General features: G+C 42.2%; 19 protein-coding genes. 7 read left to right on the top strand and 12 right to left on the bottom strand.

From position 1 onward, the window contains the following. Positions 1–174: 174 nt before the first annotated feature. The 4 genes from CHF41_RS04100 to CHF41_RS04085 all read right to left on the bottom strand — a co-directional run bounded on the left by CHF41_RS04100 (position 175) and on the right by CHF41_RS04085 (position 2,985). The gene (locus CHF41_RS04100; RefSeq protein ID WP_119876107.1) at positions 175–1,020 is read right to left on the bottom strand and encodes a MetQ/NlpA family ABC transporter substrate-binding protein; all 846 of its coding nucleotides are present in this window, start codon (positions 1,018–1,020) and stop codon (positions 175–177) included. 430 nt (positions 1,021–1,450) lie between these two features. Next, positions 1,451–1,798, bottom strand: a complete 348-nt coding sequence (locus CHF41_RS04095; RefSeq protein WP_119876106.1) for a hypothetical protein — start codon at positions 1,796–1,798, stop codon at positions 1,451–1,453. An 11-nt stretch (positions 1,799–1,809) separates the two neighbouring features. Beyond that, a complete protein-coding gene (locus CHF41_RS04090) occupies positions 1,810–2,103 on the bottom strand; it encodes a hypothetical protein (protein ID WP_119876105.1) in 294 nt (97 codons plus the stop codon). 192 nt (positions 2,104–2,295) lie between these two features. Beyond that, positions 2,296–2,985: a gamma-glutamyl-gamma-aminobutyrate hydrolase family protein gene (locus tag CHF41_RS04085; RefSeq protein WP_119876104.1), complete on the bottom strand. Its 690-nt coding sequence runs from the start codon at positions 2,983–2,985 to the stop codon at positions 2,296–2,298. Positions 2,986–3,291: 306 nt separating this feature from the next. Between CHF41_RS04085 and metE the strand changes: the two genes are divergently transcribed. The 3 genes from metE (at position 3,292) to mnmE (ending at position 8,203) form a co-directional block, all read left to right on the top strand. Next, positions 3,292–5,547 carry a 5-methyltetrahydropteroyltriglutamate--homocysteine S-methyltransferase gene (gene metE / locus CHF41_RS04080; RefSeq protein ID WP_119876103.1) on the top strand — a complete coding sequence of 752 codons (2,256 nt, stop codon included), beginning with the start codon at positions 3,292–3,294 and terminating at the stop codon, positions 5,545–5,547. Positions 5,548–5,596: 49 nt separating this feature from the next. Then, the gene (gene metF, locus CHF41_RS04075; RefSeq protein ID WP_119876102.1) at positions 5,597–6,457 is read left to right on the top strand and encodes a methylenetetrahydrofolate reductase [NAD(P)H]; all 861 of its coding nucleotides are present in this window, start codon (positions 5,597–5,599) and stop codon (positions 6,455–6,457) included. 372 nt (positions 6,458–6,829) lie between these two features. After that, positions 6,830–8,203: a tRNA uridine-5-carboxymethylaminomethyl(34) synthesis GTPase MnmE gene (gene mnmE, locus CHF41_RS04070; protein WP_119876101.1), complete on the top strand. Its 1,374-nt coding sequence runs from the start codon at positions 6,830–6,832 to the stop codon at positions 8,201–8,203. A gap of 192 nt (positions 8,204–8,395) precedes the next feature. Here the strand turns inward: mnmE and CHF41_RS04065 are convergent, their stop codons facing one another. After that, positions 8,396–9,349 (bottom strand): IS30 family transposase, encoded by a 954-nt coding sequence (locus tag CHF41_RS04065; protein ID WP_119875415.1) that lies wholly within the window; start codon positions 9,347–9,349, stop codon positions 8,396–8,398. A 155-nt stretch (positions 9,350–9,504) separates the two neighbouring features. On the opposite strand from CHF41_RS04065, the gene CHF41_RS04060 reads away from it, so the two are divergent. Together CHF41_RS04060 and CHF41_RS04050 are read left to right on the top strand one after the other, a co-directional pair. Next, positions 9,505–10,407: a hypothetical protein gene (locus CHF41_RS04060; RefSeq protein WP_119876100.1), complete on the top strand. Its 903-nt coding sequence runs from the start codon at positions 9,505–9,507 to the stop codon at positions 10,405–10,407. 180 nt (positions 10,408–10,587) lie between these two features. After that, positions 10,588–11,055 (top strand): NUDIX hydrolase, encoded by a 468-nt coding sequence (locus CHF41_RS04050; protein ID WP_119876099.1) that lies wholly within the window; start codon positions 10,588–10,590, stop codon positions 11,053–11,055. A gap of 116 nt (positions 11,056–11,171) precedes the next feature. Here the strand turns inward: CHF41_RS04050 and CHF41_RS04045 are convergent, their stop codons facing one another. Together CHF41_RS04045 and CHF41_RS04040 are read right to left on the bottom strand one after the other, a co-directional pair. Next, positions 11,172–12,053: a hypothetical protein gene (locus tag CHF41_RS04045; RefSeq protein WP_119876098.1), complete on the bottom strand. Its 882-nt coding sequence runs from the start codon at positions 12,051–12,053 to the stop codon at positions 11,172–11,174. 152 nt (positions 12,054–12,205) lie between these two features. Beyond that, the gene (locus CHF41_RS04040; protein WP_075104633.1) at positions 12,206–12,922 is read right to left on the bottom strand and encodes a YebC/PmpR family DNA-binding transcriptional regulator; all 717 of its coding nucleotides are present in this window, start codon (positions 12,920–12,922) and stop codon (positions 12,206–12,208) included. Between the two features lie 157 nt (positions 12,923–13,079). On the opposite strand from CHF41_RS04040, the gene CHF41_RS04035 reads away from it, so the two are divergent. Next, complete coding sequence (locus tag CHF41_RS04035; protein WP_119876097.1) at positions 13,080–13,391, top strand: PadR family transcriptional regulator; 312 nt, start codon at positions 13,080–13,082, stop codon at positions 13,389–13,391. 11 nt (positions 13,392–13,402) lie between these two features. Continuing rightward, positions 13,403–14,023, top strand: a complete 621-nt coding sequence (locus tag CHF41_RS04030) for a DUF2812 domain-containing protein (RefSeq protein WP_119876096.1) — start codon at positions 13,403–13,405, stop codon at positions 14,021–14,023. A 31-nt stretch (positions 14,024–14,054) separates the two neighbouring features. Here CHF41_RS04030 and CHF41_RS04025 read toward each other — a convergent pair whose 3' ends face one another. From CHF41_RS04025 to malQ, 5 genes are all read right to left on the bottom strand, one after another. After that, the gene (locus CHF41_RS04025) at positions 14,055–14,672 is read right to left on the bottom strand and encodes a hypothetical protein (RefSeq protein WP_119876095.1); all 618 of its coding nucleotides are present in this window, start codon (positions 14,670–14,672) and stop codon (positions 14,055–14,057) included. Positions 14,673–14,911: 239 nt separating this feature from the next. Further along, entirely contained in the window at positions 14,912–17,083 is a 2,172-nt protein-coding gene (locus CHF41_RS04020; RefSeq protein ID WP_119876094.1) for a PTS transporter subunit IIBC, read from the bottom strand. Positions 17,084–17,093: 10 nt separating this feature from the next. After that, complete coding sequence (locus CHF41_RS04015) at positions 17,094–17,885, bottom strand: endonuclease/exonuclease/phosphatase family protein (protein ID WP_119876093.1); 792 nt, start codon at positions 17,883–17,885, stop codon at positions 17,094–17,096. 318 nt (positions 17,886–18,203) lie between these two features. After that, positions 18,204–20,468, bottom strand: a complete 2,265-nt coding sequence (glgP, locus tag CHF41_RS04010) for a glycogen/starch/alpha-glucan family phosphorylase (RefSeq protein ID WP_119876092.1) — start codon at positions 20,466–20,468, stop codon at positions 18,204–18,206. Then, complete coding sequence (malQ, locus tag CHF41_RS04005; protein ID WP_119876091.1) at positions 20,461–21,969, bottom strand: 4-alpha-glucanotransferase; 1,509 nt, start codon at positions 21,967–21,969, stop codon at positions 20,461–20,463. Before malQ ends, glgP begins: the two co-directional genes overlap by 8 nt. Positions 21,970–22,107 lie beyond the last annotated feature (138 nt).

Below are 22,107 nucleotides of genomic sequence, written 5' to 3'. Positions count from 1 at the left end.
AAACTAACCCAATCACTATCTTAATGTTGTCAATGTAAGCAATTTATATGTTTTAAGATTGTTAATGATGAGTACGTTGATTATTTTTGAATTTCAATAAGCATTAGGTATATGTCAGTATGCATGATGAACAGAAAATGCTATGAGGATATCCACCATAGCATTTTGTCTTTTTTACCAAACTGGTTCGTCCATGCCGTCAGAAGATTCTTCAACGACTTTTTTCACTTCGTCTGTATGGAATGCTTTCACCAATTCTTTGATCGCATCTGCTTTTGGTGATTTTTCCCAATCGCTTTTCGCTGCAATCAAGTTATACCATTGGTGTGAATTTTCATCTTTTTGTTCTTTGTAAAGGGCATTCTTGTAGTCAAGTCCTGCGTCACGAACAAAGTTATTGTTTACCACTGCAGCTGCAACAGATGGAAGCGAGCTCGCTGTTTGGCTAGCATCTAATTCTGTCACTTTCAACTTCTTAGGATTTTCTTTGATGTTAACAACGGTTGCTAATTCTTTGCCAGATACATCTAGTTTAATCAAACCTGCTGATTGAAGAAGGTAAAGCGCACGGCTTTCATTGGTTGGGTCATTTGGTACTGCAATTTCAGATCCGTCTGGAATTTCATCGACAGACTTGTATTTGTTTTTTCCTTTTTCTGTACCAGAATAAAGGCGGATTGGAGAGATATAGGTATCAGCAACTGCTACTAGGTCTTCCCCATTTTCCTTGTTCCAATTTTCTAAGAAGTTGTAGTGCTGGAAGGCATTGATATCAACTTCATTTTCAGCTACCGCCTTATTTGGTTGTGAGTAGTCTGTGAACTGAGTGAACTCTAATTTTACCTTATCACCAAGAAGCTCTTGAACCTTATCCCAACGTGCTTCTTCTGATCCGCTTAAACTCATCACACCGATGTGAAGAACATTATCATCTTTTGAAGCTCCTGAACCACATGCTGCCAAAGCTGCAACTGAAGCAAAAGCAACTACTGCTAAGCTAGCTAATTTTTTCAATTTCATAATTTTACACTCCTTAAAAATGAACTATACATAGCTTATCACAAGAGCCACTATTTGACCAATATAGAATTTTTATGTGCCACTTAAAAATCTTTTATGGGTATTTTGTAAACTCTATAGTTTTTAACTATAGCTATATCCGTTAGCATTGATTACATCGTTAACGTGTCTTGCTTCAACAGTCCAATGGACTGTTGAAGACTGGAAATAAAGGTAGTAAAAAAACGTTCGCTAGCCTCTTCTAATAGAATGCTGATTTCTCGACGTTTTACAAGCTTCAAACTGTTAAAACTATAAAAGAAGCAAGGCTGGACACTTTTGTCTCAGCCTTGTTGAAAATAGGGGTATACCATAATCCTTAGCTAACTCAAGTTTTGCCTGCAACTCCTTGCCTAGCACGACATTCAACTGCAAGGCTAGGCTATACGCCTTAATGAAAGAAACTATATAGCCAATGAATCACACCGTATCCCCAAACAAAGAGATAAAAACTTGCAACCCACAGAAGATAGAAAAGCGGTTGGGCAAAGATTAAGCAAGGACTGAAAAATAGGTATTTCTTGCGTTTGAGATAGAGAGAACAAAGAAGGGCAAGGACACCGATAATTGGAACCAACCAAACGATTGTAACCGTGTGCCAATCTGTTACTGCTAAAAATAGAGCTCGTACCACTTTAGGGGTAACGAGTATTAAAACCGATGCAATCAAGACAAAAAATCCTAGCAAGATGAGATGTGACGTGTGTTTTTTACTGAATTGAGAAAGTGCGTGTAACATAAAAGGCCTCCTTAAAAGAAGAAAAGCAGAAAAATCTGAATACAGATTGAAATCGGAAAAGCTAGTAAGAGCATTAGACTCGGTAGCATCCACTTCTTCTCTTTGAAATAAAGAGAAAATGGAAAGCTGAGCGCACCTAATATCGGCAAAATAAACAAGGTCACAACATAACCCCAACCAAGATGATTTTGCGTTGTAATAGTCATCTCGTCTGGAAGAAAGAAGGGACTAATCCAGAAAAGAAAACCTAAAATGATGAGCAGGGGATAATATTTTTTAATATGAGGTAGAGTAGATTCAAACATGGTACAGCCTCCTTCCATCAAGTTAAGCTAGAAACACGAACCCTCTTTACCTATAGTCTACTCCTAAGGCTAGAAAAAAGCCACTAGATATGTGCTCTAAAGTGTGACAGCGGATACAAAAAGCGAGGAGAATCTTGACTGCCCAGTCTCAATTGTCCTCACTCTGTTTTCTATTTTCTTATGGCCAAGCTCCTACAGCCGGTGAACGAGGTAGTCAAACAACTGTCGGTTACTGTCACAATCCCTGCATAAAAATTCTGGATGCCACTGGACTGCTAAAATCGGTAATCTCCCACGCCCTTCTACAGCTTCAATAGTCCCATCACGCGGATCACGAGCCGTCACCTTTAACACAGGTGCCAAATCCTTGATACTTTGATGATGAAAAGAATTGATTTGGCTCCCCTCGGCAAAGAGTCGGCTCACACGACTATTTGGTCTTACCTGCAAACTATGCAATGTTCCCTCTAATTGTGGCTGCCAATGGTGTTTGACATCTTGCTTCAAACTACCACCTAGCGCAACATTTAACAGTTGCATACCACGACAAACAGCAAAAATTGGTTTTTCTTGTTTCAATGCCTCTTTGATTAAGGCCAGTTCAAATTGATCTCGCTCGAGTAAATAATCATCACTATTGATTAACTGCTCTTCACCATAAAATTGTGGACTGACATGCTGTCCTCCTGAGAGAATTAATTTATCAATCATCTGAATATAATCTTTCGCCATTTCAGGTGTCCCAATTGGAATGACAATTGGCAGACCACCCGCAGCTTTCACCCCTTCAGCCAAATCCTTCGCCACCGCAACATAGGTCAAGCCAGACATGAGTGGCATTTCCTTTTCATTTCCTGTAATTCCGACAATCACTTTTTTCATCTTCATGCCACCTTTCTATGGATGTATCTGTTATAGTATCATGCGCCATTCCCTCTGTCTAATATAGATGTTTTATCGGCTCTTTAAAATTTTTTATCTTTTGGAATAAACAGCCTCAGATTTTATCACTTTTCATACCATCTTATGTGCAATCATTTTTAAAAACTATATCATTTTCTCTATTTTACTGAAATAACACAAAATGTTATATAGTTTATAGCTATATCTATTCCTAATCATTTTCAATTATACAAATGCACTATTTTCTGTTAGGATAGTGTCAAGAAAAAGATTTGGAGGCTTCTTATGGCAACAACAATTATTGGATTTCCACGTTTGGGCGAGTTTCGTGAGTTAAAATTTACAACGGAAAAATACTTCAGAGGAGAAATTGGTGAAGCAAAATTGCTGGAAACTGCTAAGGACCTCCGCAGCAAGCACTGGGACTTGGTCAAAAAAGCTGGGATTTCAGAAATCCCTAGCAACGATTTCTCTCATTATGACAATGTCCTAGATACCGCATTCTTGCTCAATGTGATTCCAAAAACAGTGCAGGATTTAGACTTGACAGACTTGGAACGTTACTTTGCTCTTGCACGTGGCTATCAGGGGGAAAAAGGAGATGTCAGAGCCCTCCCGATGAAAAAATGGTTCAATACTAACTACCACTATATCGTTCCGAAATTTGAAAAAGATACAAAAGTAGAACTAGCTAGCCAGAAAATTTTTGAGGAATTTACAGAAGCAAAAGCCCAAGGGTTACTAACACGTCCTGTTCTGATTGGACCATTTACCTTCCTCCAATTAGCAGACTATGAAGAAGGTACGGTAGCTACTGATTATCTTGATGACATTGTCACTACCTATCAAGCAGTCTTTGAAAGATTAGCAGGACTTGGTGCTGAAAACATTCAGCTCGATGAGCCGAGTTTAGTCAAGGATATAGCAGCTAATGAAAAGGCCCTTTTCGTAAATCTTTATACCAAACTCTTAGCTGATAAAAAGGGCTTGTCTGTCCTTGTCCAAACCTATTTTGGCGATGTGCGAGATGTCTATGACGACTTGATTGCCTTACCAATTGACGGCCTGGGGCTAGACTTTGTCGAGGGGAAAAAGACGCTTGACCTCGTCTCAACAGGTTTCCCAGCAGATAAAGTCCTCTATGCAGGTATTGTCAATGGGAAAAATATCTGGCGCAACAACTACGAAAAGAGCCTTGCGATTTTAGAGAAGATTCCTGCTGACAATATCGTGCTAAACACCTCTTGTTCGCTACTCCACGTACCATTTACCACAGCCAATGAAACATTTGAAGCAGATGTCTTAGAGCATTTTGCCTTTGCGGTGGAAAAACTAGCGGAACTCCGTGACTTGGACGCCATTGTGACAAGTGGCGAAAAAGAGATTTTAGAAAAGAACAAGGTCTTGTTTGACACAGAACGTGTTGGCAAAAACACAGACTTGGCACGTCGCATCGCAGGTTTGACAGAAGCGGATTATACCCGCTTACCAGCCTTTAGCGAGCGGGAGAAGCTACAGGCTAAACGCCTCAACTTGCCAGAATTGCCAACGACCACCATTGGCTCCTTCCCGCAGACAGAAGAGGTTCGAGCAAACCGGCTGGCCTTCCGCAAAGGGAATTTGTCCGCTCAAGAATACGATAAATTTCTCGCAAAACAGATTGATGATTGGATTAACTGGCAGGAAGAAGTTGGCTTTGATGTTTTGGTTCATGGTGAATTTGAGCGCAACGACATGGTAGAATACTTCGGACAAAACCTGTCTGGCTACCTCTTTAGTAAGAACGGCTGGGTCCAATCCTACGGTCTGCGTGGTGTGAAGCCACCAATCATATGGGGGGATGTTACGCGCTTACAGCCGATTACCGTCAAATGGTCCAGCTATGCACAAAGTAGAACAACGAAGCCTGTCAAGGGCATGCTGACGGGCCCTGTGACCATTCTTAACTGGTCTTTCCCGCGTGAAGATATTTCGATTAAGGAATCTACTTTACAGATTGCCCTTGCGATTAAGGAAGAGGTACTGGACCTAGAGACGGCTGGTATCAAGATTATCCAAATTGATGAGGCTGCGCTCCGTGAGAAATTGCCACTACGCAGAAGCGACTGGTACGAAGATTACCTAGACTGGGCGATTCCAGCTTTCCGTTTAGTACATTCAACCGTCGCAGCTGATACGCAGATTCATACCCACATGTGTTACAGCGAATTTACGGATATTATTCCTGCTATTGACAATATGGATGCGGACGTTATCTCCTTTGAAGCAAGTCGTTCAAATCTCGTTATTTTGGATGAATTAAAAGCGCAAAACTTTCAAACCCAGGTCGGTCCTGGAGTCTATGATATCCATTCACCACGCGTGCCAGCTGAAGGGGAAATTGACCAGACCATTCAAGCTATTCTAGCAAAAGTCCCTAGTCACAAAGTTTGGATCAATCCCGACTGTGGATTAAAAACACGTGGTATCAAAGAAACGCGTGAAAGTCTCATTCGCTTAGTCAAAGCTGCTCGGGCTGCACGTCAAACGATTACTGATTAGACAGGGAGTCTGTCCCAACCTCTCCTACTCCCCTAGAAAGGACAAAACAATGGTTCACACTCCTAGTCTTTCTTTTGAAGTATTTCCACCAAATCCTACCGCAGGCAATGAAAAAATCCTTTCAGCCCTCCGCGACATGCAAGACTTAGCACCGCACTTTATCAGCGTGACCGCAAGCAATAACAAGTTCAACATCGAAGAAACTACGGTGCGATTAGCTGATTATATCCACAATGACTTGGGGATTCCATCCATCGCCCACCTGCCGGCAATCTATCTGACCAAGGTGCAAGTTTCAAACATTTTAACTGCTCTTGATCAGATTGGAGTTCACAAGATTTTGGCGCTGCGTGGGGATATCTTGCCTGATGTTACGCCGCAGAAAGATTTTCGCTATGCGACAGATTTGATTTCTTTTATCAAGGACGAGGCACCACACTTTGAGATTATCGGCGCCTGCTATCCTGAAAAGCACCCTGACTCACCAAATCAGGTGTCTGATATTAAGCACCTCAAGAAAAAGGTGGACGCTGGTTGCTCAAGTCTTGTCACCCAGCTCTTTTTCGACAATGATATCTTTTACAATTTTCAGGAAAAATGCCAGCTGGCAGACATTGACGCACCAATTTTGGCAGGCATTATGCCCATTATCAACCGCAATCAGGCGCTACGCTTGCTCAATACCTGTGAAAACATCCGCTTACCACGGAAATTCCGAGCGATTTTGGACAAGTACGAATACGACCCCGAATCCTTGCGGGCAGCAGGTCTAGCCTATGCCATTGACCAGATTGTCGATTTGGTCACACAAGATGTCGCAGGGGTCCATCTCTATACGATGAATAACTCACAGGTTGCCAACTATATCCACCATGCTACTTACTCTCTCTTCAAACATTCCACTGTATAGTATAGAACATCGTTAAGTCGCTTTGATGAACACCAGTTCTATCTGCAGTCCCTTACTTTGTCCTATTCTTTTCTCGTACTCGTCAAAAGTCAAAGTCTGACGTCGTTAACTCACCTTGCTTCAACAGTCCCTCGGACTGTTGAAGGTTGGAAATCAGGATTATGCAATCATCCTCAGCTAACATTAGTCCGAACTAGTGGTTCAGTGGAGACGAGCATGCTCGCTTTATTTCTCACCTTCCACAATTCTCAATTGTGGAAGGTAGTCAGATTTTGATTTTTATAGAGTATCAATCCACTATAGAGCCTTCCTATTTCCCCCTTTCCTTTCTATTTTCTTGATAGAGAGGGTGTTTTGCGTTACAATAGAGCTATGATTACAAAAGAATTTGATACGATTGCAGCCATTTCCACTCCTTTGGGAGAAGGGGCTATCGGCATTGTCCGCTTGTCTGGAAATCAGGCTATTGAGATTGCAAACCGCGTTTTTAAAGAAAAAAATTTAGCTGACGTAGCTAGCCATACCATTCATTACGGGCATATTCTTGATCCTCTTGCAGACATCGTGGTCGACGAGGTTATGGTCTCTGTCATGAAAGCTCCTAAGACTTTTACACGGGAAAATATCGTTGAAATCAATACCCACGGCGGAATTGCGGTGACCAATGAAATTCTCCAACTAGTCATCCGTCAAGGAGCACGACTAGCAGAACCCGGAGAATTTACGAAACGAGCCTTTTTAAATGGTCGTGTCGACCTCACGCAGGCAGAAGCAGTCATGGATATTATCCGTGCTAAGACAGATAAGGCCATGCACCAAGCTGTTCGGCAGCTAGACGGCTCGCTTTCTACCCTCATCAATAATACCAGACAGGAAATTCTAAATACGCTAGCTCAGGTCGAGGTTAATATTGACTATCCTGAATACGACGATGTCGAAGAAGCTACAACCGAGCTAGTACGTGAGAAAACCATGGAATTTCAGGCTTTGCTAGAACGCCTGCTCAAAACAGCACGTCGAGGCAAAATCCTTCGTGAAGGTATTGCAACAGCTATTATCGGTCGTCCCAATGTGGGCAAATCAAGTCTCTTAAATAATCTGCTGCGTGAGGATAAGGCCATTGTCACTGACATCGAGGGAACAACACGCGACATCATTGAAGAATATGTCAACATCAATGGTGTCCCCCTCAAACTGATTGATACCGCAGGGATTCGTGAAACAGACGATGTGGTCGAAAGAATCGGAGTCGAACGTTCCAAAAAAGCCCTCGAAGAGGCTGATTTAGTCCTTCTCGTCTTAAATGCTAGCGAACCATTGACCCCACAAGACCGCCAACTACTAGCAATTAGCCAAGAGAGCAATCGGATTATCTTGCTTAATAAAACCGACCTCCCAATGCAAATTGAACAAGACCAGCTTCCCTCTGACATCATCGCGATTTCCGTACTTCACAATCAAAACATTGACCAGATTGAAGAACGAATTAATCAGCTCTTCTTTGAAAATGCAGGACTCGTTGAACAAGATGCCACTTACCTCTCCAATGCCCGACACATCTCCCTCATTGAACAAGCGGTAGAGGCTCTACAGGCGGTAAACGACGGACTTGAAATGGGTATGCCTGTCGACTTGCTCCAGGTAGATTTGACCCGCTGCTGGCAGATTCTCGGAGAAATCACAGGAGACGCCGCGCCTGATGAGCTGATTACCCAGCTCTTTAGCCAATTCTGTTTAGGAAAATAAATGTTCAAAAAGACTCAAACTGCTTGTCTTGGTATCAAGAATCCTATTAAATAACTATGCCTTGCACGGATAAAATTTGGCGTATAATGTAAGTGTACTTCATATTTTACAATGTTAAAAAAGGGACTTTAGTATATTAAATTCAAAGTAAAAGCTTCAATGATTTAGTCTGGGGCAAATTTCAAGTTCAAGTTAGCCAGTCTGTAAAAATTCTCTAGGAGATTTGTAACCCAATATCTTCTTTGGATAGTTGTTAATCCAGTTTTCAATAAATGCGACTTGTTGCTGCGTCGCCTTTTTGCTTCCCTTAGGCAACCAACGCCTGATGAGTCTATTATGATTCTCATTAGTTCCACGCTCCCAAGAGGAATAAGGGTGGGCATAGTAGATATGATCGGGGCCAAAAACTTCTGCTAAACGACTGAATTCAGTCCCGTTATCAGCTGTGATTGAGTTAATTTGATAATCTCTGAGGATCATTTTCAGAGCTTGATTGACTGAAGACGCGGACTTATCGGGAATGAGTCGGATGATTTGATAACGACTCTTTCTATCAGTTAGAGTCAACAGACACTCATTTTTTGCCCGTGTTTGAATAACCGTATCAATTTCAACATCACCAACATTCTCACGTTGATTAATGCTTTCTGGCCGTTCCTCAATCGATTTTCCAGCCGGCTTAAAGTTGGGACTCGCTTGTTTTTTCTTCGTTTTCTCCTTGCGAGGATAAAGCATGCCATCCTTGGTCAATCCTAAGTGTCCATGATGAATCCAGTAGTAAATGGTGGAGACGGAGACAGATATCCCTTTTGCTTTTACCATCATCTCAGGAGAGTATTTCTGCTTGATATAGTGAAGAATCTTTTCTTTGAGTTCCTTGGTTAGGGAAGTCTGCCTCACAGAATGTTTACGATTATTTTGATAGTTTTTTTGAGCGAAGTCAGCTGAGTAGATTATTTCAAATTTTCCTTTACGCACTTGTTGCCTAACCAGACCACGTTTGACTTCGTTGTGAATGGTTTGAGGAGCCTTCTCTAATCTTCTAGCGATTTCACGATTTGAGAGCCCTTCTTGAAGCCAACGCTCAATCATTCTACGTTCAGCTAGTGTCAAATGTTTCCTTTTTGGTGTATAATAGTGTTGCATCTCAGAGTCTTTCTAATTGTTCTTGTGGTGATTACAATTATATCTCTCTGAGATGTTTTTTTATACCCTTGAGTGGCTAACTTCATTTTAGAACTTTCGATGATTTAGTCTGGGAAATAAAGTAATGTAATCATAAAAATTCATAGGAGGTTGCTATGATTGTACTAACCAATAACCGCTTGAGGGTGGAAATTTCCGAACCTGGTGAGCGTCCGAATGATACTTTCCGCTTTGACAGGGCAGGGTTCATTTCGGAGGTTACGCTTGACGGAGATACCCATTTTTGTGCCAATGAGCCCATGAACTTGCGCCATTTGTCTTCTGGTGGTCGGGGGCTTTGTTGTGAATTTAGTGGAGATTTCAGCTCTGGAGCTGCAGTCTGCGAATTTTTCCCTAAATTAGGCGTTGGGCTCATCAAGCAGGATTCAGATTTAGGTTACCAATTTGCTCATAAGTATGATGAGGTTGAGCCTTATCCTGTAACGATGAAACACACGCAGACTAGTGCCAGTTTTGTCACGAAGGCAGTGCCTTGCCGCGGTATCGCAGCTACTATGGGAAAAACAATCAGCATCGAGGAAAATCGAGTGACTCTGAAAGCCTCCATCACCAATGTCGGGGACAAGGTCATCGAGACCGAAGAATATTGTCATAATTTCCTCAGCATTGACGGTATGGCTATTTCACCTGACTACCGCTTGGAGTTGCCTGATATGCCTGACTTGGGTCATCAAGGGCTGGAAGGTTTTGGCGGTTATGACCACAATAATTTTGTGGCAGATGGCAAAGCTATCGCTTTTAAGCAATGCGAGACGGAGGTGTCGCTCAGTGTTCTACCCATTCCCAAGACAGACAAGACCACCTTCACATGGACACTACTCCACAAGGGGGCTAAGGCCAGCGTGACAGGAATCGATGAAGTCCAACCGACTAGCCTCTTACTCTGGGCAACTGATCATATCGTCAGTCCAGAAATTATCCAAAAGATCACTGTTGCACCCGGCCAATCCTTTAGCTGGAAACGCTGCTGGATTTTTGAAGCTGAGCCACGGTGGTAAAGCCATAGAGGCTCTGCAGACGGTAAATGTGGGACTTGAAATAGAAAGCCTGTCTACTTACCCCAAGTGGATTTGATCCACTGCTGGCAGATTCTCGGAGAAATCACAGGAGACGCCAAACCCGATGAACTGATTACCCAGCTCTTTAGCCAGTTCTGTCTCGGAAAATAGGAGGATACCATGTCTGTCAAACTGATTGCCCATGCTTTGATTAAAAAGGAACACAGCTACCTTGTCCTCAAACATTCTAGTATCAAACGAGGAAAAGCCAATGTTTACCCAAACTACTGGGATATTCCTGGAGGCGGTGTCGAATTACATGAATTACCTCAGGCTGCTGCTCTTCGGGAGACACTTGAAGAAGCCAATCAACTTATTACTATTTCTGGTATTCTCCACGAAGATAGCCAGTTTGATTCTGATAAACAGACCGTTTTTACACGATTGGTCTATGCCGCTCACCTAAAAGAGAAACGCCCTATTGAGCTTGACCCAGAAGAACACACCGATTTCCGCTGGATTAAATCTTTGGAGGAATTAGAGGGAGAACAGATTGTACCTTATCTCTACGATCTTATCCCAACTGCTCCTAGAAAAGGACAATATAGTGAATTGAATAAAGGTGAAGATAGCGTTAAGTCACTTTGATGAACGCCAGTTCTACCTGCAGCTCCTTTCCTTATCCTATTCCTTTCTCAACCCACTATAAATACAAAAATGCCCCTTGGATATTCCCACGGGGCATTTTTCAGTCAGCATTTTTTCTAGCCTACATTCGTCGAAGAACTTGTTCCTGTTGATCCGTTTTTAGCGTGTGTGCCATCTGGATACACAATTTGACTTGCCTTCTCATCGTAGTTTAACAAATCAGAAATCAAATTCTTATAATTCTGTTCCGAAATCACCCAATGACCTTCGCTATCTTTTTCTAAATCAAAGGTAATTTCATAAGTCCCCTCTGTCAAGGGTGTTTCATTCAAGCGATTTGGAATTTTCTTATCACCATTTAACAAATCGCTGAAATTAGCATAGTAGAGAAAATCCGAGACCAAGGTGTGCAACTTCTTAAACTCACTATCTGCTTCATTAGCCTTATTAAGAGCCGCAAACACATCAATCGTGCTATCTGCTACGGCTAAATAAAGAGTGTTAAGCGCAGCTGCAGTTGCAGTATTATTGATTTGGCGAGAGACAAACGTGACCGTTGCCTTGTCATCGGATACCTCGACATCTGTCACTTTATATTCTTTTATATCCTTGATATTATCCCGTCTGGTTTCTAAAAATCTCCCTATAATCTCTGCAACTTTTAACTTCTCAAACCCTTTCGCATACTGGTAGGTATACTTGCTCTCAGGTGTCCAGCCATTGTCTTTAATCGCAGCTGCAATCTGGTCAGGGAAAATAGTCTCTTTAGTCCATTGATCATAGGATGTTCCATAAAGTTGAGAAAAACCAACATCGCTTTTCGTTACTACGCTTCTTAGTAGGGTATCCGCATCTTTACGAACAGCCTCTTCAGCCATTTGAACTTCTTGGCTACTTCCTCTTGTTTTAGCAGTTTCTCTTGTTCTGATTCCACACGAAATAATGCAAAAAACGCTAAATAAGAGAGCCACAAACATCACAGCACGATTCTGTCTCATTGTCATACCTCCCTGTATTCGTAGTTTATTATACCAAAATTTTGGAAAAGCACCAACTGTAAGCAGTGTCGTAATTGTTCTATTAGCCCCCTTATATCAAATAACAAAACCTCCCTTGGCCATCTGCTATCCAAGAGAGATTGATTGTTACATTAAAATCCTTCTACATTGGTGTAGATTTTTTGGACGTCCTCGTCATCTTCAAGGACATCGTACAATTTTTCAAAAGTTGCTAAATCGTCACCTTCTAAGACCACTTCTGACTGCGGAATCATTTCTAGCTCAGTCACTTGGAATTCGCTTGTACCTGCTTCACGCAAGGCTACAAGAGCTTTGTGCAAGTCAGTTGGTGCAGTATAAACTGTAATCGTTCCTTCTTCTGCTTCCACATCTTCTACATCAACGTCTGCTTCTAGCAATTGCTCAAAGATGCTATCAGCATCGTCACCCGCAAAGACAATCACTCCCTTGTTGTCAAACAAGTAGGAAACAGAACCGCTCGCTCCCATATTTCCACCATTTTTACCGAAAGCCGCGCGAACATTTGCCGCTGTACGGTTCACGTTTGAAGTAAGCGTGTCAACGATGAGCATTGAGCCATTTGGACCAAATCCTTCATAGCGACCTTCTACAAAGGTTTCGTCTGTGTTTCCTTTTGCCTTGTCAATGGCTTTATCAATGATATGTTTTGGTACTTGCGCTTGCTTAGCACGGTCAATAACGAATTTTAAGGCTGTATTGGTTTCTGGATCTGGATCGCCTTTTTTCGCCGCGGCATAGATTTCCACACCGAATTTAGCATAAACTTTTGAGTTTGCTCCATCCTTAGCTGTTTTTTTGGCTACAATATTGGCCCATTTACGTCCCATGAGGAACCTCCTACATTTTTTTCAATCGGTTTATTATATCACAAGATTGGCTATTTGAGAAGATTTTTGCTATTTTTTAAGTATACAGTTGACTTATATAGTATAACGATATATAATAAAACTATACAGTTAAGCGATATAAAAAGAAAAGAGAATCATGAAACGCAATAAACACCTACCACTGACCGAAACAACCTACTATATTCTGCTCGCCCTCCTCGAGCCAAATCACGGATACGCCATTATGCAGGAGGTCGAAAGCATGAGTGACGGTGATGTACGCATCGCAGCTGGGACCATGTACGGAGCGATTGAAAATCTGCTCAAGTTGGGCTGGATTATCGCCGTACCCAGCACAGACAGTCGTAGGAAAATATACCATATCACCCCGACAGGAAAGAGCATTCTAGAACTTGAAACCGAACGCCTTCGGAAATTAAGTCAAGTGGCTAGTCGTTTTGATTTTTAAGGAGTTTCCCTATGAAAAAGCATAAAATCTTTGTAACAATCCCAGATGAAGAAAAATGGATTAACCAAATTCAATCTCAGGGCTATCGATTGATAAAGGTCAACCCCTATACAGCAGCTTATACCTTTGAAAAAGTTGAGCAAAAAACGGACATACCCATCGTACGGATTGACTACCGAAAGTTTGCTTCTAAGCAGGATTATTTCGATTATCTTTTTCTCTTTGCAGAATGTGGCTGGACTCTGATTCCTGGTAGCAACCGCGAAAGCTGTCAGTATTTCACGCATACTGACAATGACGGTGACGCTGATATTTTTTCAGATAACGAATCCCGCAATGCCCTCTACAAGCGTGTGAGACAGCAGGCTCTGACTCTTTTTACTATCTTTATAGCAAACTTCACTATTATCTTCCAACTCAGCTCTCATCACCAACAAAACATTTGGAACTTGAAAGAACTCTATCTGACTCCAAATTTATGGGAAAAATCAGGTTTTGACTTCTGGTCGGCTTTTCTATTTGAAACTCCCTTTGCCCTTTTGCGAAGTATGTTCCCTGCCCTCATTATCTTAGGAGGCGCCCTTTTTTACCTCTATGTAGCTTATAAAAATAAACCTAAAAAACAGGAGTGAACAATCGTTCAGTCCTGTTTTAATACATATTTTAATACATACTCTTGATAATTTCGACCCGAGTGACCAAATCTCCATGCATATTGTCAATGCGTAGGGCGACATTTTTCAGATAAACACAGGCACCAATAGAGATGGTTTTTTCTTCCTCGTTGAGTTTGCGGACTACAAAATCGCGCAAGGTCTCGCCTTTTTCACCAGGAATTTTCACCCGTGCAAGGATGTTCGCTACTTTCACTTTTTGACTCGCCCGCATGACGATATTATCTGAATCATCGAACTGGATGAAGAGATACTTCCGTACTGCAAAAAGAATCGCTACAGAAACCATCCCAATTAAATAGTCTGTACTTGAAGCATGCTCAACAATCAACTGGCGGGCAATGGCAACGAGTAGCACCTCAATCACCGTACGTGGCGACTGTTTGCATAGCATCTTAATAAACTCGACGCCAACCGCAAGTGTAATGGTTCGATCTAAAAATTCCTTCAGAAAAGTATCCCCATGAATCCCATTAGGAATAGCCGATACCAAATCTCCTAGTAACAAGAGTGATAAAATCAGGAGCGCAACTGCTAAAATTGCTGACAACATCAACTCCAGATAATACACGATTTCCGTCACAACATTTTGTAAAAACTTTCTCATAAACCCTCTTTTATATGCTTTTTTAAATATATTTCGTGATTGTTTTAACAACCAATTTCCTTTATAGAGAAGGGATTCACTATATCTTTTGCATTTATTTTAGACTAACATATTTTTCAAAAAAACACAAGATATTGGGCTGAAAAGTTTGTGAAAAATCCCTAGCAGGGTGCTAGGGATTCATTGTTTATAAATATTAAGTATTATTATCGTTCGGCCAATGAAAGGTCACTTGTCGATTACAATTCTACTTGGGCAAGAACGGTATCTTTGGTGACGGTTCCAAGGTTTTGCAGACGAACTGCCTTGATTTCAGCGGTATTGGTGAAAGCAACGACAATCGTGGTTTCACGGTCTGCTGACTTGATCGCTTCAAGGTCTGCGACAAGAAGCAAGTCACCTGCTTCCACACGTTGCCCGTCTGATACCTTGATTGAAAACGGAGCACCGTTTAGGGCAACTGTATCTAAGCCAACGTGAACTAAGACTTCCAAACCACTGTCTGTCAAAAGACCGACTGCATGCTTGGTTGGAAAGACACTCGTCACAAGACCAGAAACTGGTGCATAGACATTGCCATTTACTGGCTCAACGGCATAGCCATCTCCCATCATTTTTTGCGCAAAGACAGGATCACTCACCTCGGTAATCGCCATTGCATGACCGTCTGCTACAGCATGGACTTCAGCGGTAATACCTTTAAACTGGTCTTCTACAAGTGCTTCTTCTGTAACGACTACAGTCGTTTTAGGAATTTCAAGTCCAGAGTCAAGTAGATCTTGAATGTCAGACTTCAAGACATCAGCTTTTGGTCCATAAACTGCCTGCACTCCTGAACCTTTGATTATCAAGCCCATGGCGCCTGCCTGCTTCCAAGCCACTTCTTCACCAACTTTTTTGACATCATTGACCGTCACGCGCAAGCGGGTCATACAAGCATCGACATCAGCGATATTGTCACGACCACCTAAGAGGTTGATGATTTGCACAATTTGCGAATTCCCATCTGCAACGCCTGCGTCTCCAGAAACAGGTGTATCATCAGCTGTTTCAGTATCATAGTTTCCATTACGACCTGCTGTCGCAAGATTCATTTTCTTAATCATGAAGTCTGCAACCAAGTACATGAGAACAGCAAAGAGGGCAGATACCCAGATAAAGTTGACCACATCAAGGCCAATACCCGCTTTGATAGCCATTGGTGTACGGGTCAAGAACTCGATATTTCCGAATGAATGCACGCGCAAGTTCACGATGTCTGCCATGGCAAAGGCTCCCCCTTGAATGACCGCATAAACTGCATACAGTGGCATAGCAGCAAACATGAACATGTATTCAATTGGCTCTGTTACACCTGTCAAGAAGACTGCAAGGGCAGATGAGACAAACATCCCTTTGTATTTTTTCTTCTTATCAGGATCCACATTACGGTACATCGCAAGGGTCAATCCCATGAGGATACCGGTTGAGCCAATCATTTGTCCGACCTTGAAACGAGCCGGTGTGACCGTTGCTAGAAGATCCTTGTACTGACTCATATCGCCTGCACCTTTGAAGTTAATCAAGTCTGTAATCCAAGCGAGCCACAATGGGTCTTGTCCAAATACCTGCTGACCAGCTTGAGCCCCGGTCATGATTTCGTAAGTTCCACCGAGTGAGGTATAGTTCATCGGAATGGTCAACATGTGATGCAGACCAAACGGTAACAAGAGACGCTCCAAGGTACCATAGATAAATGGTGCAAAGACTGGTGCGGTGTCTTGTGAATTAGCAATCCATTTCCCAAAGCTGTTGATTCCAGTCTGAACCACAGGCCAGAAAATGGCAAGGACAAGGGCCACCAAGACAGATCGGTAAATCACCACAAACGGTACAAAGCGTTTCCCATTAAAGAAGGTCAGAGCATCTGGCAACTTGCGATAGTTGTAGTATTTGTTGAAGGCTGTTGCCCCGACAAAACCAGCGATAATTCCGACAAAGACACCCATATTTAGTGCTGGCTGACCAAGCACGTTGACAAAGTAGTTGGCAACAGGGATTTGCGTTCCAAAGACTGTACTGACATGTGCTTCTGCATCTGACAACATACCGACAGTGACCCCAAAGAAGTTCCCTGTAATCAAGTTAATCAAGATAAAGGCAAGCCCTGCTGAGAAAGCTCCACCAGCACGTTCTTTAGCCCAGCTACCACCGATAGCCAAAGCAAACAAGAGATGAAGATTGCCGATGATTCCCCAACCGATTTGGGCAATGATATTGCCGATACGAGCCAAAAGTTCTGAGTCTGCACTCAATAATGGTAAGGAATTTCCGATACTCACCATTAAACCTGCAGCGGGCATAACAGCAATCACGACCATTAAACATTTTCCGAATTTTTGCCAAAATTCAAAACTGAGAAATTTTTTCATTTCTATTCTCCTAACATTTCACATACACTTCAAGACCAAAATGATCCGAAACAACTGCTTGATTTTCTCCATTAAAAATGACATGGCTTGAGAGAACTTCACGTTCCTGGTTTAGAAAGATATAGTCAATTCGCTTTTCAGCTCCGTGACTGCTCCAACCGTCAATAGCATTTGATACAGTAATCCCCGCATCCTTTTCCTGGGCTAGTTCATAGGTGTCAAGCAATCCGACTCCTTTCATCGCCTCATAGTCTTTTGGGGCAGAAATAGCATCGGTGTTAAAATCACCCATTAAAATCTTCAGGCGAGAATGGCGAGAACGCTCCACAATCGCTCGCAGATTGGCAATCGAATCTTCCTCCTGACAATCTGGCAGGTTCATGTGGCAGGAATAACAATCGATGAGTTGCCCCTGATAAACAACCGTGATACCAATAATCTTGCGTGATAAAATCGATTGCACCGTCTGAAGTTCCGTGCAGTAAAACGAATCGACTTCATAGACTGGTAGCTTGGTGAGAAAGGCAATTCCCTCATCGTACTTGTCATAGCCAATATGCGAATTACTCCAAAATAAGGAATAGTGAGCCTCGCTCAACTGGTTGATTTTTTCCACCAAGAGCAAGCCGTAATTATCCTCTTTGATATCCTTGGTTACTAGATGTGCCGTCATCAGCTGATTGACCTCTTGAAGCGCCACCACATCATACTGCTTTTCAGCAATGGTCCGAGCTAGAATATCTATTTTTTCTGCCTGTTGGTCTTCTAACCAGGCATGAACATTGAGCGTTAGTAATTTCATAGCAACTGTTCTGGTACCTCCTTTCTGTTTTCGTTTGATTTTATAGTGAATGGAATAAAGGTTAGAACACCGTTCAGTCGCTTTGATGAACGCCAGTTCTATCTGCAACTCCTTTCCTTGTCCTATTCCTTTCTCAATCCACTATCTATTTAACAAGAGAACTTGGCGCAGATTCAACACCGAGTTCTCCTGTTTTCATATCCATACGATTTGTATTCACCACAACTCATAATCAGTCTTTTCATCTTTTGTTGAAAGAACATCGCACGAACAAGATAAGCGACAGGCAATCCTTTCGCAGTAGTGGCAAACTAAGTATTAGCGGCTATGCCAAATATCCTCATTGTACTGCTCAATCGTGCGGTCTGAGGAGAAGAAGCCAGCTTTTGCGATATTATGAATCACTTTCTTGTTCCACGCCTCTTGGTCTTCATAGTCTAACAAGACCTGCTCTTTGACAGCAATATACTCTTTCAAGTCAATCAAGGTCATAAACCAGTCCTTGTTCAAGAGTTCTTGGTACAGGCGTTCCAAGCGTTCGTTATTTCCGAGACGGACCAAGTCCTCACTCACAATAAAGTCAACCGCACGCTTGATTTCTTCATCATTGGCATAGTATTCACGTGATACGTAGCCGCCGGTTTCATACAAGTCAATAATCGTATCTGAATCCTTACCGAATGTATAGATATTTGCGCTACCAGCAAGCTCTGCAATCTCGACATTGGCACCGTCCATGGTTCCTAATGTCAAAGCACCATTCAACATGAATTTCATATTTCCAGTACCAGATGCTTCTTTAGAAGCAAGAGAAATCTGCTCTGAAATATCCGTTGCAGGAATCAATTTTTCTGCCACGGTGACATTGTAGTTTTCTACCAAATGTACATTGAGATATGGACTGACCTCAGGATCGTTGTTGATTAATTCTGACAAGCAAAGAATGAGGTGGATAATGTCTTGAGCGATGATGTAAGCAGGAGCTGCCTTCCCACCAAAGATAACGGTAATCTTGCGTTTTGGCAGGTTGCCATTTTTGATTTCCAAATATTTATGGATCACGTAAAGGGCATTCATCTGCTGACGCTTATATTCATGGAATCGCTTGATTTGGGTATCAATAATCGAATGTTCATCCAAGTCAATCCCCTTGTTGTCTTTAAGATACCGTTTGAGGGCCAGTTTATTTTGGAATTTAATCTCGGCTAACTTGGCATGTACGGCCTTGTCATCTGCATAGGCCAATAATTTTTCGAGCTCTGTCGCATTTTCAAGATAGCCATCACCAATCAACTCCTTGATATAGTCTGCCAAGTCTTGGTTGGCAAATTCTAACCAACGACGGAAGGTAATTCCATTGGTCTTGTTGTTGAATTTCTCTGGATAGAGGTCGTAAAAAACCTTCAACTCAGAATTTTTCAAGATTTCGGTATGGAGTGCTGCCACCCCATTGACAGAGTTTGAGAAGTGGATATCCATGTGAGCCATGTGTACACGGCCTGTTTCGTCAATGATTTGAACGGCAGGATCTTGATAACTAGCCCGCACCATGGCATCCAATTCTTTGATAATGGTAACCAAGTGTGGCACCACTTCTTCTAGGAAATCAAGTGGCCATTTTTCCAAAGCTTCTGCCAAAATAGTGTGGTTGGTGTAACCAGTCATATTGCGGACAATCTCAACCGCTTCTGCAAAGTCCAAGCCATGTTTTTCCGTCAAGAGACGAATCAACTCTGGAATAACCATAGATGGGTGGGTATCGTTGATTTGTACGTATGCGTATTCCGCCAAATCATGGAGATTGCTGCCCCGCTCCAATGCTTCATCAATCAAGAGTTGCGCAGCATTTGACACCATGAAATACTGTTGATAAATACGGAGCAATTCCCCGTTTTTATCTGAATCATCTGGGTAAAGGAAGAGGGTCAAGTTTTCCTTAATATCTGTCTTGTCAAAGGCGATACCGTCTTGAATCAAGTCATAGTTGACATGCTCAATGTCAAACAAGTTGAGGTAGTTTTTCGTGTCTTTCTTGTAACCCAATATATCCAAACGGTCTAGTTTAGAGGTCAAGGTAAAGTCTCTGAACGGAACTTCATAGCTGATATCTGTAGGAATCAACCAAGATTGATCTGCAATCCAGAAGTTTGGCTCTGCTTCTTGCTCATTCTTGTCAAATACTTGCTTGAAAAGACCGCAATGGTAGTTGAGTCCGACCCCTTCTCCATTGATTCCAAGCGTTGACATAGAATCGACAAAACAAGATGCCAAACGTCCAAGACCACCATTTCCAAGTGATGGTTCTGGCTCTACGTCTTCTACTTGACTGAGTGATTTACCAGCTGCCGCAAGTTCTGATTGAATGTCTTTGTAGATACCGAGGTTAATCAGGTTGTTAGACAAGAGTTTTCCGATTAGAAATTCTGCTGAAATATAGTAAACTTTGCGTTTTCCTGTGTTTTTAGCTTTTGTCGCTGCCGCATCTTTGACATAGCTTAATAGTTGGAAATAGATTTCCTCGTTGGTCAATTCAGCTACTGTTTTTGCTGTATTTGCTTCTGCAAATGTTGTAAAGTTAGTCATTTTGTTCATTTCCTCGTTGATATAATCTCGTAATTTTCACTAAAAAGTCTTTCTTATCTTGGGTTAAATCTTCTGCTTTCATACGCCATTGCCAATTGCCACCAATAGTAGACGGCATGTTCATCCGCGATGAACCCGGCAAATCCAAAATATCCTGCATGGTAGCAATAACAGTGTCACTCACGGTCGCAAACAAGACCCGAAGCATAGCCTGAGTCACAGGCTCAATCGGCTTGCGGTTGCTATAATCATCGACATATTCCTGTTGCTTGGGTGTCAAGGTCGTATACCAACCATTGATGACGTCGTTGTCATGCGTTCCTGTATAAGATACGGAGTTTGGAATGCAGCGATGCGGACTGTCAATACTTTTGCCGCCCACATCTTCCAACCCAAATTGTAAGATTTTCATGCCTGGATAGCCACAGTCATTTAAGAGTTTCCGAGCCTTCGCGTCAATATTTCCCAAATCTTCGGCAATAATCGGCAAGTCCCCCAAGGCCTCTTTGACTACTTTAAAGAGACTGTAGCCTGGTCCTGGCTCCCAAGTGCCGACCTTGGCAACTGTAGCATCTCCTGCTACTTGCCAGAAATCAGAGAAACCTTTGAAATGGTCAATCCGTAAGACATCGTAGAGCTTGAAACTCTCATGAATGCGGTAAATCCACCAGCTAAAGCCTGTCTTTTCATGCTCTGCCCAGTCATAGAGCGGGTTGCCCCAGAGCTGACCGTCTGCACTAAAGTTATCCGCCGGAACACCTGCCACATAAAGGGGCTTACGCTCGCTATCAAGCTTAAAGAGATGAGGCTTGGTCCATACTTCTACACTGTCTGCTGAAACATAGATTGGCATATCTCCAATAATCTTGATATGCTTGCGGTTGGCGTAGGCCTTTAATTCCTTCCATTGGCTGAAGAAGAAATATTGGGTAACCTTGAAGTAGTCAATTTGCTCTGCCAAGTCCTGACGGTATTTTTCAAGCGTTTCTTCATTGCGAGCAAGGACTTTCTTGTCTTCCCACTCCTGAAGCGCCTTGTTTCCAAAATGTTCTTTAATGGCCATAAATTCAGCATAGTCATTCAACCATGATGAATTGGCCTTTTCAAATTCTCTAAATGCTGCAATGTGTTTGTCTTGGGCTAAAAAGCCTTTTACCGCCATTTCCAAAATCGGACGGCGCGTGGTAAATAGCCGCGCATAGTCAATTTCTTCTGGATTTTCTCCAAAATCGACTTTCTCGTAATCTGTGACTTGCAAGCAACCAGCCTCGACCAATAACTCAAAATCGATGAGATTAGTATTTCCTGCAATGGCAGAAAAAGATTGGTAGGGAGAATCCCCATAGCTAGTCGTTGTCAACGGAAGGATTTGCCAGTAGGTTTGCTTGGTTTCTACCAAGAAATCCACAAATTCATAGGCTTCTTTCCCGAATGTTCCAATACCAAATTTCCCCGGTAGGGAAGTAACGTGCATCAAAACACCACTTGTACGGTTGGTCATATTCGTCTTCCTTTCTTTTTCCTTACCGTTTCATTCTAACGCAAACGTTTGCGTTTGTCAATATCTTTTACGTAACAGTTTTTGTTTTACGTAATTTAGAGATATTTTCCCAAGACTTGTACGTATAATTTTTGTTAC

This window comes from Streptococcus respiraculi, assembly GCF_003595525.1.
In the GTDB taxonomy this organism is placed as follows: Bacteria; Bacillota; Bacilli; order Lactobacillales; family Streptococcaceae; genus Streptococcus; species Streptococcus respiraculi.
The sequence above is the reverse complement of the archived record's forward strand: the minus strand, read 5'-3'. Positions and strand labels throughout refer to the sequence as shown.